The 14,110-nt window shown below is 67.8% G+C and carries 11 protein-coding genes; 6 read left to right on the top strand and 5 right to left on the bottom strand.

Going from position 1 to position 14,110, the window contains the following annotated elements:
• Both ABZ004_RS40045 and ABZ004_RS40040 read right to left on the bottom strand, forming a co-directional pair.
• Positions 1-1,247 (bottom strand): caspase family protein (locus ABZ004_RS40045; RefSeq protein WP_355687483.1); only part of this gene is annotated, 1,247 nt, incomplete at its 3' end.
• A gap of 1 nt (position 1,248) precedes the next feature.
• Positions 1,249-1,635, bottom strand: coding sequence for a hypothetical protein (locus tag ABZ004_RS40040; protein ID WP_355687481.1), 387 nt, complete (start codon positions 1,633-1,635; stop codon positions 1,249-1,251).
• Between the two features lie 110 nt (positions 1,636-1,745).
• On the opposite strand from ABZ004_RS40040, the gene ABZ004_RS40035 reads away from it, so the two are divergent.
• The 3 genes from ABZ004_RS40035 to ABZ004_RS40025 are packed head-to-tail and all read left to right on the top strand — an operon-like array spanning position 1,746 to position 4,384.
• Positions 1,746-2,960 (top strand): sigma-70 family RNA polymerase sigma factor, encoded by a 1,215-nt coding sequence (locus ABZ004_RS40035; protein ID WP_355687479.1) that lies wholly within the window; start codon positions 1,746-1,748, stop codon positions 2,958-2,960.
• A 9-nt stretch (positions 2,961-2,969) separates the two neighbouring features.
• Positions 2,970-3,515: a GNAT family N-acetyltransferase gene (locus ABZ004_RS40030; RefSeq protein ID WP_355687477.1), complete on the top strand. Its 546-nt coding sequence runs from the start codon at positions 2,970-2,972 to the stop codon at positions 3,513-3,515.
• On the top strand, positions 3,515-4,384 hold the full coding sequence (locus tag ABZ004_RS40025; RefSeq protein ID WP_355687476.1) for a phosphotransferase: 870 nt from the start codon (positions 3,515-3,517) through the stop codon (positions 4,382-4,384). Before ABZ004_RS40030 ends, ABZ004_RS40025 begins: the two co-directional genes overlap by 1 nt.
• On the opposite strand, the gene ABZ004_RS40020 is transcribed toward ABZ004_RS40025, so the two are convergent.
• On the bottom strand, positions 4,377-5,405 hold the full coding sequence (locus ABZ004_RS40020) for a GNAT family N-acetyltransferase (protein ID WP_355687474.1): 1,029 nt from the start codon (positions 5,403-5,405) through the stop codon (positions 4,377-4,379). The two genes, ABZ004_RS40025 and ABZ004_RS40020, sit on opposite strands and share 8 nt — an antisense overlap.
• A gap of 101 nt (positions 5,406-5,506) precedes the next feature.
• On the opposite strand from ABZ004_RS40020, the gene ABZ004_RS40015 reads away from it, so the two are divergent.
• From ABZ004_RS40015 to ABZ004_RS40005, 3 genes are all read left to right on the top strand, one after another.
• Positions 5,507-6,805, top strand: a complete 1,299-nt coding sequence (locus ABZ004_RS40015; protein ID WP_355687472.1) for a hypothetical protein — start codon at positions 5,507-5,509, stop codon at positions 6,803-6,805.
• A gap of 15 nt (positions 6,806-6,820) precedes the next feature.
• Entirely contained in the window at positions 6,821-8,137 is a 1,317-nt protein-coding gene (locus ABZ004_RS40010) for a hypothetical protein (protein WP_355687470.1), read from the top strand.
• A 65-nt stretch (positions 8,138-8,202) separates the two neighbouring features.
• On the top strand, positions 8,203-9,174 hold the full coding sequence (locus ABZ004_RS40005) for a hypothetical protein (protein WP_355687468.1): 972 nt from the start codon (positions 8,203-8,205) through the stop codon (positions 9,172-9,174).
• Between the two features lie 47 nt (positions 9,175-9,221).
• Here ABZ004_RS40005 and glgB read toward each other — a convergent pair whose 3' ends face one another.
• Both glgB and ABZ004_RS39995 read right to left on the bottom strand, forming a co-directional pair.
• Positions 9,222-11,498 (bottom strand): 1,4-alpha-glucan branching protein GlgB, encoded by a 2,277-nt coding sequence (glgB, locus tag ABZ004_RS40000; RefSeq protein WP_355687466.1) that lies wholly within the window; start codon positions 11,496-11,498, stop codon positions 9,222-9,224.
• Positions 11,499-11,567: 69 nt separating this feature from the next.
• The coding region (locus tag ABZ004_RS39995) for a BTAD domain-containing putative transcriptional regulator (protein WP_355687464.1) at positions 11,568-14,110 on the bottom strand (2,543 nt) is incomplete at its 5' end.

The raw sequence follows: 14,110 nt of genomic DNA, 5'->3' as shown, positions 1-14,110 counted from the left end.
TGTGGTGGGGGTGGCGTGGGGGCCGGTGTGGTGGGTGGGGGGATTACGGCGATGGGGGTTTCGCTGGTGGGGGTTTTGAGGGTGATGGTGCCTGGGGTGGGGGAGGAAACCGCGGTGACGGTGAAGCCGGTGGGGGTGTCCTCGACGTGGATCCACGCGGCCGATGGGTGTGCGGTGCAGGCTCGGGCGATCGGTGGGCCCTGGAGGTCGATGGTCAGGGTCGCCGCGTCGGTGAAGTCGAGGGTTGTGGTGCTGGGTTGGAGAGCGACCTCGGCCAGGGCAGCGGCAGCGGGGTCGGCGACGTAGTGGATGTCGGTTTGGGCGATCTCCACCAGCGCCTCGTAGGCACCGACCGCGGACGGCAGGTTCTCACCAAGGAGGCGGGTGCGCAGTTCGGTCACCGCGCCCAAGCGGGCGAACATGCTCGCGTCCGTCATCGCGGCCTGCAGATCCGCCGGGATCGGCATCGGCTTGATCCGGCGGCGCTTGCTCCTGGCCAGGTACAGCTCGCCCTGCATCTCCACATCGCGACTCGGCGTCTGATGCGGAGTCTGCGCGCGCACCTTGTCGAAGACGTAGTCGTACAGCTCGTTCAGCGACACCCACCCGTCCTCGTCCCGGTCCGCCTCACCAGTCGCGAGACCCTCCACCAGCGCGGTCGTGAAGACCGACGGCGAGGCGCTGCGATCATCGGCCAACCGTTCCCCCTCGAAGGCGTACTCGATCGAGCTCGACGCCGTGATCACCGCGCGGCCGCGACCGCCACCCACGCGATTGCCCGGGAAGCTGTCGGTCAGATTGACGTCGCCGGTCGACCTGACCGTCACGCCCTTGCCGAAGGCGCCGCCGTAGCAGCAGTCGAGCAGCAGCACGATGCTGCGCGACCGGCTCGCCCGCAGGCAACGCTGGACGAAGTCCGCCGAGATGGCCGTCGAGCTGAGCCGATTCGGACGCGTGTTCTGAGCAGCGAAGTACAGCTCACCCGACTCGCTCTTCAGTCCATGGCAAGAGAAGTGCAGGAGCAGTACGTCGTCCGGCTGACAGTCGGCGAGCAGGTCCTCGATGTGGGACTGGATGACATGCGCCGGCTGGTTCCGCACCGTCTGTACTTCGAACGCGCCGATCTGCTCGTCGCTGAGCACCCGGGCCAACGCCTCAGCATCAGCGGCCGGCGAACGGAGTCGCCGGAGTCCTTCGTGGTCGTACTCGTCATTGGCGACGATCAGTGCCCTACGTCGTGCGGTCATCTCACCCACCCGCTCGCGAATGCTTGTTGACGAACAAGTCGACCAGCCGGTCCTGCTCGGGCAGGCTGACCTGAGAGAGCTCGAGTACGTCGCCGTCGAGCTCGAGCCGGATGGTGCGCTTGATGCCGTCGCCGCGGCGCAGCCAGAGGCGCAGGGTGGCGATCACGCCCACGAAGCTCTGCGCCGATTGGTGCAGCGTGACCACCAGCCCACCGATCGCGCCGGCGTCGATCGCGCGCGTGCCCGGCGGTGGTGCACCCGCCTGCAGCGCGGTGACGTCTCCGACGTCGAGTTGCAGCAGCTCCCGGCGCAGATACCTGGTCAGCGTGTCCAGCCGCTCGGCATCTGCTCCGGACTCGGACAGTTGAACCCGCAGTTCGTTAGTCATCCCAACCCCTTCCACGGACAGCAACTAGTAGTGGCGGTTCGTGGTGACCAGATACATGCGCGGGATGCAGCATGATGTTCGGGCAGGGAATCGAGTGGAAGGTGCGGGTGATGTCAGCAGTCGAGGATGCGCTGGACCGGGCGTATCGGGAGTGCTGGTCCACCGTGCTGGCCTCGACCGTGCGGCTGACCCGGGACCTCGACCTGGCCGAGGACTGCACCCAGGATGCCTTCGTCCAGGCCTTGAAGACCTGGACGGACGGGATCCCGGCAAACCCCGGCGGATGGTTGACGACAGTCGCCCGCCGGCTGGCGCTCGACCGCCTCAGGCGGGAGACGACGCTCCGGCGGAAGCTCCCGCTGCTGGTCGAAGAACCGGGGGAGCCTGGGGAGCAGCCGACGGACCTCCTCCGGCTGGTGTTCACCTGTTGCCACCCCGCGCTCGCCCGTGACTCACAGGTGGCATTGACCCTGCGGCTGATCTGCGGTCTCACCACTCGTGAGGTGGCAGCCGGCTTGCTGATCAGCGAGGCGACAGCGGCCGCGCGAATCACCAGGGCGAAGAAGAAGATCGCGGCCGCGGGTATCCCGTACCGGATCCCGGCCGACGAGGAGCTGTCCGAGCGACTGGACGTAGTACTGACTGTTGTGCAGTTGGCTTATACGGCTGGGCATGTTGCGGCGGGGCCTGAGTTGACCCGGGCTGATCTGACCGGGCGGGCGCTCGAGTTGGCCGGGCTGTTGGTGCGGCTGATGCCGGACGAGCCGGAACCTCAAGCCCTGCTGGGGTTGCTGCAGATGATGCAAGCTCGCGGTGATGCCCGGGTCAGTGAGGACGGCGAGCTGGTGCTGCTGGCGGATCAGGATCGCTCGCGCTGGGACGTGCGCCTGCTGGCAGAGGGAGTGTCGCGAGCGACGGCCGCGCTGCAGCAAGGGCACGGCAGGTTTGCGTTGCAAGCAGCGATCGCCGGGCTGCATGTGACGGCGCCGTCGTGGGAGAAGACGGACTGGCATCAAGTGGTCCGGATGTACGACGCGATGCTGGTCAGCTGGCCGTCGCCGATCGTCGCCCTGAACCGGGCCGCCGCGGTCAGCCTCGTCCCGGGCGCCGACCTGACCGCGGTCCTCGCCGAACTCGATGCCCTGGGCAAGGAGCCGGCCCTCAAGTCCTACGCCTACCTGCCCGCCACCCGAGCCGACGTGCTGGCCCGGCTGGACCGCAAGGAGGCCGCGATCGCGGCGTACGACGAAGCCATCGCGCTCACTGCCAATGGCCCTGAGCAACGATTCCTGCGCCGCCGCCGCGCTGCCCTCACGGCAACGTAGGTTGGGGGCATGGCGAGCTATCAAGACTTCCCCGCCGAACTGCAGACCGAGCGACTGCGCATGCGACGCTGGCGTCCGTCCGATGCGGAGAACTACCGCGGGCTCTGGCTCGAGCGGGATCCCCGGGCGCGGCACCGGGTCGGTCCGGACGGACGGCCGACGGTCGAGGAGATGCGCGAGCGGCTGGTGACGAATCCGCTGGGTGCCGCTGAAGGACTGGGGTTGCTGCCGATCGAGCGGCGCGACACCGGCGAGTTCATCGGGTACTGCGGGCTGACGGTCGGCCAAGCCACGTTCGACGAGCCGGAGATCGCCTATGAGCTGGCCCAGCGAGCTCATGGGCACGGGTTTGCCACCGAGGCAGCCGCCGCCGTGCTCGAGGCGGCGATACGAACCGGACGCGAGCGGTTGTGGGCGACCGTCCGGGACTGGAACACCCCGTCGTTCCGCGTCCTGGAGAAGCTTGGCTTCACCCGCAGCGATCGCGTGGATGTCGATCCCGAACGCGGCGACTCGATCTGGATGACCCGCGACCTCACCCGGCCGGTGAGCTGATGGAGTTCTTCCAGCACTACGCGCAAGGACCGATCGAGGTGATCGGACGCGGGATGGAAGGCATCGTCTACGACCTCGGTGGGGATCTCGTCGGCAAGAGCTGGTTCAACCGATCGGCCGCGGAGGTTGAGCCGCTCCGGGCATTCCTGACCGAGGTGAGCAGTCAGCGGCTGCCCTTGAGCACGCCCGAGATCCAGGCAGTGGGCGAAGTCGACGGGCGAGCCGTCAGTGTCGAAAAGAGGTTGGCCGGTACGCCGTTGCGCGACGCCATCGAGTCGGGAAGGGTCAGCCGGGACCAGGGGCTCGATCTTTTCGTCGAGCTGGTCACAGCCCTCGGCACGACCTCCGCCAGCGCGGCAAGCAGAGCCATGCCGGTCGTCGAAGAACAGCTGCCCCTTTACAGCACGGCAGAGACCTCCTGGGGTGAAGCACTAGCTGATCTCGTACTACGGCGAGCGGCCGTCTCCCGGAAGCTACTCGCGGAGGACGTGCCCGGATTTGACGATGTCGTCACCAGCGTCGTCGAACGCCTGAAGGAAATCGTCGTCGACCAACTGAGCATCGTCCACGGCGACATCTGTCAACCGAACGTGCTGGTTGGCGAAGGCACCGCCCTGCTCGACTGGGGATTCTTCAGCACTGCTGGAGACAACACCTTCGACGCGGCGACCGCAGCCGGATTCTTCGACATGTACGGACCGGACGCCGAAACCCTCGATGCGGAGTTGCTCGATCGCTTCGAGGACCTAGGGCACTCGCGGGAGCGGATGAAGCTCTACCGCGCTGCCTACGCCATCATCACGGCGACGATCTACCACTCGACCACCAGGGACGGTCACTATCACTGGTGTCTTCGCCACCTCAGATGACTGGGTTGCCGTCGCGCAGTTGGTGCAGGGTGGTGGGCTCGGCGAGGATGGCCGGCAGCCGCCGTCGATTGAGTGGGCTGACGAGGTCGCCGAGTTCGTCGGCGGCGTACCAGGCGAGGCCGAGGATCTCGAAGCCGTCCGGCCGCAGGGTGTCGATCAACGACGGGTCGTGGACGCCGCCGTCGTACAGGATCTCGATCGCGTCGCCCCAGCCCTCCCAGCGCGGCAACCAGTCAATCGCCAGAACGCCGGCCAGCGGTAGCGCGATGCCGAGTTCCTCCTCCATCTCCCGGAGCGCGCCGGTCGCGGGGTCCTCGTCCGGTTCGACCACGCCGCCGGGCAGTTCGAGATCGCGCTTGTAGCCGACCTTGCAGAGCAACACGCGGCCGCCGGTGTCGCGGACCACCACGTGCGCGATCACCCGCTTCTTCGGCAGCACCGAGTCCATCAGTGCGGTCCACCCGGTCACCGTGTCGGCGCGCGGGTCGTCCCGGCGCAGGCCGTAGATCGCCAGGTCGCGGCGTTCGCCTTGCAGTGTCGCGCCGCCGCGGAGCAACCCCTCGCGCCGGAAGCCGGAGCGGATCGCGACCCGTGACGACGCGCGGTTCTCCGGATCCACCTCGACCTGGAGCCGTTCCAGCCCGAGGTCACCGAAGGCGTACACGACCAGGAGTTGCACGGCGCGCCGGGCGATCCGTCGGCCGCGGTACGGCTTGAAGGTCGACCAGGTGATGGTGCCGACGCCTTCTGCCGTACGGCGTACAGCGACCGTCCCGACCGGTCCGGAGACGCCGGCCAGTTCGACGACGAACGCGACCAGTGACCGATCTTCGGCGTACAAGCGGTGCCAGCGCTCGACCCCCGCGGCCAGCCCGTCACGCGGAGTGACCCCGTCGAGGTCGAACCAGCGGACGATCTCGTCGTCGGTCAGCCCGTGCGCGGTCTCGACGTCCTCCGCGCGCCACGGACGCAGCGTCAACTCGCCATCGGTCAACGTCGGTTGCGGCGGCACACCAGTCACCCCACGAACGCTACCTGCCGCCACCACGGGCCCGCTCGCCGGGGAGATTCGCAACCTTCGGCTCCTCGGCTGCATCGAGCCTCCTGACGAAGGGAATGCCGATGAGGAGATCGATCGCGGTCGGGTGTGGGGTACTGCTCCTTGCCGGGTGGCAGGTGCCGTCGGCCAGTGCTGCGGTGAGCGGTGTGCAAGTCGCCTGGGTGGACGCGACGCATGCGAAGGTCCGGATCACGTGGAGCGAGAGCACTCCGTCGGCCAACACGTTGGCGCTCGAGACAGACGGTGGCGGAGAGCCGCTGTCGCTCGGGTCGGTGCCGGTCGGTGCGCCGAACGAGTTGCTGGTCAACACCAGCTATCTCGGCTACACCAACTATCCCGATGTGTCGCGTGTCGTGGTGAGCGATCCAGCGGGCGGTTCGGCGAGTTCGGTTGGCTTCGACCGGTACTCGCGGCCCGGGGGTGGGCCGAACTTCAGCTTTGCGCCGCAAGGTGGAGTGAAGTGGGACTTCTACCCGGATCCCTACGGAGATTCCACGCCGAACGATCCGCTGGACGTGACCGGCGGCACGAAGTACACCGTACGGCTGCGGTATGACAAGCAGCCGCATGTCTACGGCGACTGTGGCGAGGTCCTGTTGCCGGCGAGCACCGCTACCAACGGGGTGATCCCGGACAACGGCCAGCCGGCTGCGGTAGCCGTTCTGACCTCCAACGAGTGGAATCCGAAGCCCAGGGGTGACGACGGATCCGCCATCACCACCACCAGTCTGACGATCGCGGCACCGACGGTCACGGCGTACGGAACGCCGTTGACCCTGACCGGCACCGGGGCCTACCACGACGTCCTCGAGGGCGGCACGGTCGTCTGCCGGCAACGCGCCTACCCCCTGGCCAGCGTCCTGGTCGCGCTGCAAGGCAGGAACAGCCCGACCAGTGCTTGGTATGTCGTCGGCAGCACGCAGATGGACGGCACCGGCAAGTACAGCTTCTCGCTGCCGAACCCGGGTGCGCGCGAGTATCGCGTCGTCTACACCACCACGGCTGGTGGCGCCAACGCCATCATGGTCGGCGCGACCACCGTGACCAAGGCGGTCAAGGCGACCACCAGAGTGATGTCGGCGAAGTTCATCTCGCCAGTGATCACCTATGGCACCAAGCCACAGGCCTACCTGTGGGTGGATCCGGCCAACACACAACGCGCTGCCCTGCAGTTCAAGAACGCAAGCGGGGTCTGGCAGGGGGTCAGCTACAAGACCCTGTACGCCGGTAAGGGGCTGCTGCAGTTCTCCTGGTCCAAGCGGGGAGCGACCCAGTTCCGCTGGTATGTCCCGGCCAGCACCCACAACAGCTTGCCCGTGGCTGCTGTCTACAGCGGCGTCTTCACCCTGACCGTCCGTTAGCCGAAAGGAACCGTCATGCTGACGCAGTCGATAGCAGCGCTGCTCCTGTTGAGCAGCGGAGTCACCCCGCCCAACCCAGGCACCCACAAGATCCTGGCGGCTGACGTCCGGATCGCCTGGTCCGACACCACCCACACGAAGGTCGCCATCAGCTGGACCGAAACGACGCCGGCGCCGAACACCATCGTGCTGCAGCGGGACGGCTTCGACGACGTACGGCTCGGCACCACCGCGATCGGCGCCCCGAACCAGTTGGTCGTCGACGCCCCGACCCTGGTGGCCAGCAACAATCCCGGCGAGGTCGCGAGGATCGTGGTCGACGAGCCGACCGGGGAACAAGGGCGTTCGGTCGGATTCGACCGCTTCATCCCCGGTGTCGTCGATCCTGATCTGGCGGTGACGGCCGATGGTGGGGTGCGATGGTCGATACCGCCGATCACTGCTCCGGACACGACGCCGAACGACCCGCTCGACCTGGACCAGCCCGCGCGCTACAAAATGACCTTGCGACTGAACGAGCTACCGCACACGGAGATGGACTGCGGTGAGGTGACGTTGCCCAGTACCACCGAGCCGACCGGCGTTATCGCGAACAGGAACAAGCCCTACGACCTGTTCCTCGACACGCTCAACGAGTGGGCTCCGGGCGGGCTCCACGGTGGTTTCGGCGGCTACGCGCATGTGTCGACGACCGGCCTGACCCTGACCGCGCCCAGTACGTCGGCGTACGGTGTGCCGATCAGCCTGACCGGAACGCTCTCGGGTCGCACCATCTACGAGTCCGGTCACCCGCCGGCCTGCCAGGAGACGGATAGCGGCATCGGCAGCGGAGAACTGGTCACCTTGCAAGGGCGCAATACGACCACCGGTCCGTGGTACGTCATCGGGAGCACCCATACGGTTGCCGGCGGCAAGTACACGTTCACGATGAACAATCCCGGTGCTCGGGAGTATCGCACGGTCGTACCGAATGTGAACGGCCAGGGCAGCGCGAGGTACGGCAGCACCACAGCATCGAAGCTGGTCAGAGCGACGACCCGGGTGATGTCCGCCAAGTTCATCACGCCCACGATCAGCTACGGCACCCAGCCGCAGGCCTACCTGTGGGTCGACCCGCCCAACGCGCAACGGGCCGCCCTGCAGTTCAAGAACGCCAGCGGTGCCTGGCAGGGCGTCGCCTACAAGACCCTGTACGCCGGTAAGGGGCTGCTCCAGTTCCCCTGGAACCGGCGCGGCGTCACCCAGTTCCGCTGGTATATCCCGGCCAGCACCCACAACAGCCTCCCCGTGGCTGCGGTCTACAGCGGAGCGTTCTCGCTGACCGTGCGATAACTTTCTGGCCGGTCCCTGCATCAAGGTTTTCGACACAACGTCGAAACGAACTGGGGACGCGAAAGATGTTGAAGAAGGCAATGACTGCGGCGGCCGTGATCGCGGCGGCCGGTGCGCTCGGCGTACCGGCCGCTCACGCTGCCACCAGCACCATCGGATCGGTGAGCGTGGCGTGGACCGACGCCACGCACAGCAAGGTCCGGATCAGCTGGACCGAGACGGCGCCGGTGGCGAACACGATCTCGATCACCTTCAGCTCGTTGGTCGAGCCGGTCGGCAGCACCACCGCCGACGGGGCGAACGAGTTGGTGGTGTCGCCGTCGGCGCTCTACCCGAGCTCCGACCTGACAGAGGCGAAGATCGTGGTCGAGGGAGCGGCCGGCGAGCAAGCGAGCTCGGTGGGCTTCGACCGGTACTTCCCATTCGGGCGGATCACCGGGCTGAGCTTCACCGCCGGCAACGCGGTGCAGTACTCGATGGCGCCTGCCGTGACCGACACCACGCCCAACGACCCGCTGGATGTCAGCACACCGGCGCAGTGGCTGCCGGTCCTGACCCTGAAGCAGCAGCCGGGCACGATCGACCAGTGCGGCGAGATCACCCTGCCGGTGAGCAGTTCGCCGACAAGCACGGTGGCCAACCAGAACAAGCCCTACTCGCTCAGCGTCACCGCGGTGAACGAGTGGTCCACCGGCCGACGTGAAGGGTACGGCGGCAACGTCCAGACCACGGCGATCGCCATGTCGACCGCACTCAGCGGCACGGTGACGACGAAAGCCATCTTCCAGACCGGCATGCCGCCGGCCTGCTACGAGACCAGCTTCCCGGGCGCCAACGAACCGGTGATCCTGCACGCGCGTAAGAACGCGACCAGCCCCTGGTACGTCGTCGGCAGCATGCGCACCGGCAACGACGGCAAGTTCACCTTCAAGGTCACCCCGGCCGGCCGCCAGTTCCGCGCGGTGGTCGTCAACTCCACCTTCACCGGCGACGGGCCGACCGCGAAGTACGGCTTCACCACCGCCGCTCGTAGCTGACGGGTCCGGGCGGTGTCGACCAGGTCAACACCGCCCGGTCACCTGTACTACGGGGTGTGGCGGAACCAGATGGTGCCGAGCGGGGGCACCGAGATCTCGGCGCTACTCGCCATGCCGTGCCAGCCTTCGCCGTTCGCCTCCACGCCGCCGAAGTTGCCGACGCCGGAGCCGCCGTAGTCACCGGCGTCGGTGTTGACGAGCTCTTCCCAGTGGCCTTCGAACGGAAGGCCGAGACGGTAGCCGTGGTGCGGGATCGCGGAGAAATTGGTGACGCAGGCCAGCGTGGGCTCTCCTTCGTCGCCGTACCGGACGAAGGAGAAGACGTTGTTGCCGGCGTCGTTGGCGTCGATCCAGGAGAACTTGTCGGACGCGTGGTCGGTCGCCCACAGCGCCTTCGTGCCGCGGTAGTTGCCGTTCAGGTCCTTGACCAGCTGCTGTAGACCCCGGTGATCGGAGTGGTCGAGCAGCCACCAGTCGAGTTCGCCCTTCTCGGACCACTCGGACTCCTGGCCGAACTCGCAGCCCATGAACAGCAACTGCTTGCCCGGGTGTGCCCACTGCAGTGCCAGGAATGCCCGCACGTTCGCGAGCTGCTGCCACCGGTCACCTGGCATCTTGCGGAGCAGTGAGCCCTTGCCGTGCACGACCTCGTCATGCGAGATCGGCAGCACGAAGTTCTCGGAGTACGCGTACATCATCGAGAACGTCATCTCGCTGTGGTGGTACTGCCGGTAGATCGGCTCGTGCTCCAGGTAGCGCAGCGAGTCGTTCATCCAGCCCATGTTCCACTTGAAGCCGAAGCCGAGACCGCCCAGATGCGTCGCGCGGGTGACACCCGGCCATGAGGTGGACTCCTCGGCGACGGTGATCACACCGGGGACACGCTTGTAGAGGGTCGCGTTCATCTCCTGCAGGAACGAGACCGCCTCGAGGTTCTCCCGGCCGCCGTACTGGTTCGGCACCCACTGGCCCTCTTCGCGGGAGTAGTCCAGGTAGAGCATCGAGGCGACCGCGTCGACGCGCAGACCGTCGATGTGGAACTCCTCGGCCCAGTAGACCGCGTTAGCGACCAGGAAGTTCCGCACCTGCGGCCGGCCGAAGTCGAACACCAGCGTGCCCCAGTCGGGCTGTTCGCCGCGGCGCGGATCCGGGTGCTCGTACAGCGGCGTACCGTCGAAACGTGCCAGCGCCCAGGCGTCCTTGGGGAAATGCGCCGGCACCCAGTCGACCAGGACACCGATGCCGGCCTGGTGCAGCTTGTCGATCAGTGCGCGGAAGTCGTCCGGGTCGCCGAACCGGGAGGTCGGTGCGAAGTACGACGTGACCTGGTAGCCCCAGGAACCGCCGAACGGGTGCTCCATCACCGGCATCAGCTCGACATGGGTGAAGCCCATCTCGTTGACATAGGCAACGAGTTCGTCGGCGAGTTCGCGGTACGACTTGCCCTTGCGCCAGGAACCCAGGTGCACCTCGTAGACGCTCATCGGCTCCGCGTACGCCTGGGAGGCGGCGCGCCGGTCGATCCAGGCCGCGTCGTTCCACTCGTAGGTCGACTCGTGCACCACCGAGGCGTTCGCGGGTGGCGTCTCGGCCAGGTTGGCCATCGGGTCGGCCTTCTGCCGCCAGACCCCATCGCGGCCGCAGATGTCGAACTTGTACCGGGTCCCTGGGCCGACGCCGGGGACGAAGAGTTCCCAGACACCCGACGAGCCCATCGTGCGCATCGGGTGCGCGCGGCCGTCCCAGAAGTTGAAGTCGGCGGTCAGCCGGATGCCCTGCGCGTTCGGGGCCCAGACGGCGAACGACGTACCGGTCACGGATCCGGCCGGACCGTCGTAGCGGCGGACGTGCGCGCCGAGGACGGTCCACAGCTGCTCGTGCCGGCCTTCGCCGATCAGGTGCAGGTCCATCTCGCCGAGGGACGGCAGGTAGCGGTACGGGTCGTCGACCTCGACCGCGGGGCCGTCGGTGTAGGTGATCTCGAGGCGGTAGTCCGGCACCTTGTCGACGTCCAGTACGCCGACCCAGATGCCCTCGAACTCGTGCACCAGCTCGACCCGTTGGTCGTCGAAGACCGCGGTCACCGACTGCGCGAACGGCCGCAGCACGCGCAGCGTCACGGCACCGTCGCCGAGATGCGGACCGAGCACCTGGTGCGGATCGTGGTACGTCCCGCTCACCACTCGTTCCAGCACCTGACGTTCCACCGGTACTGCGACCAGCCCGACCGGCAGGTCGGCCGGCTCGACGACTGTGCGATCTGGCTCGCTCATCACCTCGGAAACCGGCGCGTCCACCTCGGTGTCCCGCTCACTCGAATCCATACACCCCATCCTGCCCGATCAATCAGACATCTTCTGCACCCCGTACCCGAAGCCCACAGCCCTACACAACTAGCTGTCAGCGGCTTCGAGTTGTTGCCGTAGGGCGGTGAGCCGGTTGGTGTAGCGGGGCCAGGCGAAGCCGGTGGTGGTGGCGTCGGCGGTGGCTTCGGCGACGAGGGTGGTGGCGAGGACTCGATCGCCTTGGGCGAAGGCCAGGGCTGCGGCGATCGTGCGGGCGGCGAGCCAGGGGGTGCTGTGCTCGGGAGCGTCGGCGAAGACGGCCTCCAGCAAGCTCGCGGCCTCGTCGAGTTCGCCTTCGAGGATCAGGACGTCGGCCAGGTCGATGTGCGCCATGGTGATGCCGGCGTTGTCGGCGACGGCGTACTCGACGGCTGCCCGCAGGTGTTTCTCCGCGTCGCCGAATGCACCCCTCGCCAGCGAGACCGAGGCCCGGATCACGTCGTTCAGCGGCAGGATCTGCCGATCGTCGAGGCGCCGCGCGTAATGGTCCGATTCGGCGGCCGCATCGAGTGCTTCGTCCAGTTTGCCCATAGCGACCAGAGCACCGGCGAGATTGCTCAGTCCACGGGACAGCCCGTGCTCGTCGCCGTATGCACGATCGGCCGTGTTGCCGATGTCGTACTGCTCCTTGGCGAGATCAGGACGCCCGGTGTACAGGTACAGCGTGCCGAGCGCGTCCGTGAACGCGTACAACCGCCGCTCGTGCCCAGGCGCCTTGCTGGCAAGCTCTTTACCGGCCAGCAATGGACCGAAGGCATCCCGCAGAGCGCCGCGTTCGATCTCGACGATGCCGCGGTAGTAGAGCACGGTCAGTGTCAGCGTGTCGTCGTCCAGCGACTTGAGCTGCTCCTCGGCCTCGGAGAGCTTGGCCGCCGCCTCCTCGAACCGGCCGAGCATGGTGAGGACGAAGCCGTGGTTGCTCAATGCGGTGACCCGCTCGACCGGCGTCGCGGCGTCGACGCCGGAGAGGGCCTCGAAATGGCGCGCCGCTTCGGCGTACCAGCCGCGGATCAGCCAGGGAGTGTGCAGCGAGAGGGCGAGTCGCAGGCCGGTGACTGCCCGTTCGGTGCCGGGCGCCTGGTCGAGGGCGTCCAGCAGGTTCGGCCATTCGGCGAAGACCGCGGACACCGATTCGGCACTCGCGAAGTCGTCGTCGCCCTGGCCGGTCTGGTGCACGAAGCCGACCGCCCAGTCCAGCTCGGCTGCCTGCGCGACGGTCGTCTCACCGACCTCCTCGAGCTTGCTCAACGCATACTCGCGGACCGTTTCGAGCATCCGGAACCTTCGCCCGTTCACGGCCTCCACAGTCAACAGGCTCCGGTCGGCAAGCTCGGTCAACGCCGGCGCGACGTCCCGCGGATCGAGCGCGACCTGCTCGGCCATCTCCAACGTGAACCCGCCCGGGAAGATCGCCACCCGGCGCAGTACTGCGCGCTCCGCGTCCGCGAGCAGCTGGTGACTCCAGTCCAATGCCGCGACCAAGCTCGTATGACGGGCCTGCGCATCCCGCGATCCCGCGACCAGCAAGCGCATCTTGTCGGTCAGCCGATCGGCTAGTTGCGGCACGGTCAAGGTCCGGGTGAGACCGGCCGCGAGTTCGATCCCGAGCGGCAACCGGTCGACGGCGGAGCAGATCGCCGCGACCTGTTCGGGATCGGCGCCCTGGGCGTCGGCCGCGCACCGCTCGGTGAACAGCTGGGCCGCGGCCATCGCATCGAGCGGTCCCATCGGGCGCAGCTCTTCGGCGTCGAGCTGCAGCGGCCGTTGCGAGGTGACCAAGATCGTCAGGGAGGTGGTCCTGCGGAGCAATCCCGCCACGACCTCCGCGGCCTGCTCGACCAGGTGCTCGGCGTTGTCGAGGACCAGCACCGAGCCGTCCAGCGCCGCCGCCGCGGCACCCAGCGGATCCGGTCCACTCGGGTCGTCGCCGGCGATCGCTTCCAGTACGGCGCTGTCGCGGTGCAGCGGTGCGAGTTCCACGACCCGCAGCGGCCGTCCGGTGGTGGCAATCAGCCGGGCCGCCTCGAGCGACAACCGGGACTTGCCGCTCCCCGGACCACCGATCAGCGTGACCAGACCGGGCTCGGCCAACCGGGCGACCAGCGAGGTCAGCTCGCTCTGCCGGCCGACGAAGCTGGTCAGCGGCGACGGCAGGTCGACCGGCGGGGCCACCTCGACGACGACCCGGGCCGGTTCGGTCGCGGGCAGCAGCAGCGCCGGATCCTGGCGGAGCAGCCGGAGCTCCATCTCCGCGGTGTCGGGAGCGGGATCCACTCCGAGCTCATCCGCGAGCCGCGTGCGGAGCCTGGCCAGCCGGCTCAGCGCGTCGGCCTGCCGGCCGGTCCGGTACAAGGCCAGCGCCAGCAGGCACCAGAGCCGTTCGTGCAAAGGGTTCTCGGCCGCCAGGGTCTCGAGTTCGCGGCCGGCCTCGGCGGCCGCGCCGAGCGCGAGATCGGCATCGAGCCGTTCCACCTGCAGGTCGAGTCGCCAGGAATCGAGCTGCTCGCCTTCGACCGCGGCGTACGGGACGGCGCGCAGATCGGCGAGCGACGGGCCGCGCCACTGCGCGAGCGCGTCGCGGGCCGCGGCGC

This window comes from Kribbella sp. NPDC006257 (genome assembly GCF_040613535.1).
Classification (GTDB): Bacteria; Actinomycetota; Actinomycetes; order Propionibacteriales; family Kribbellaceae; genus Kribbella.
This window is presented reverse-complemented; position numbering and strand designations above follow the sequence as displayed.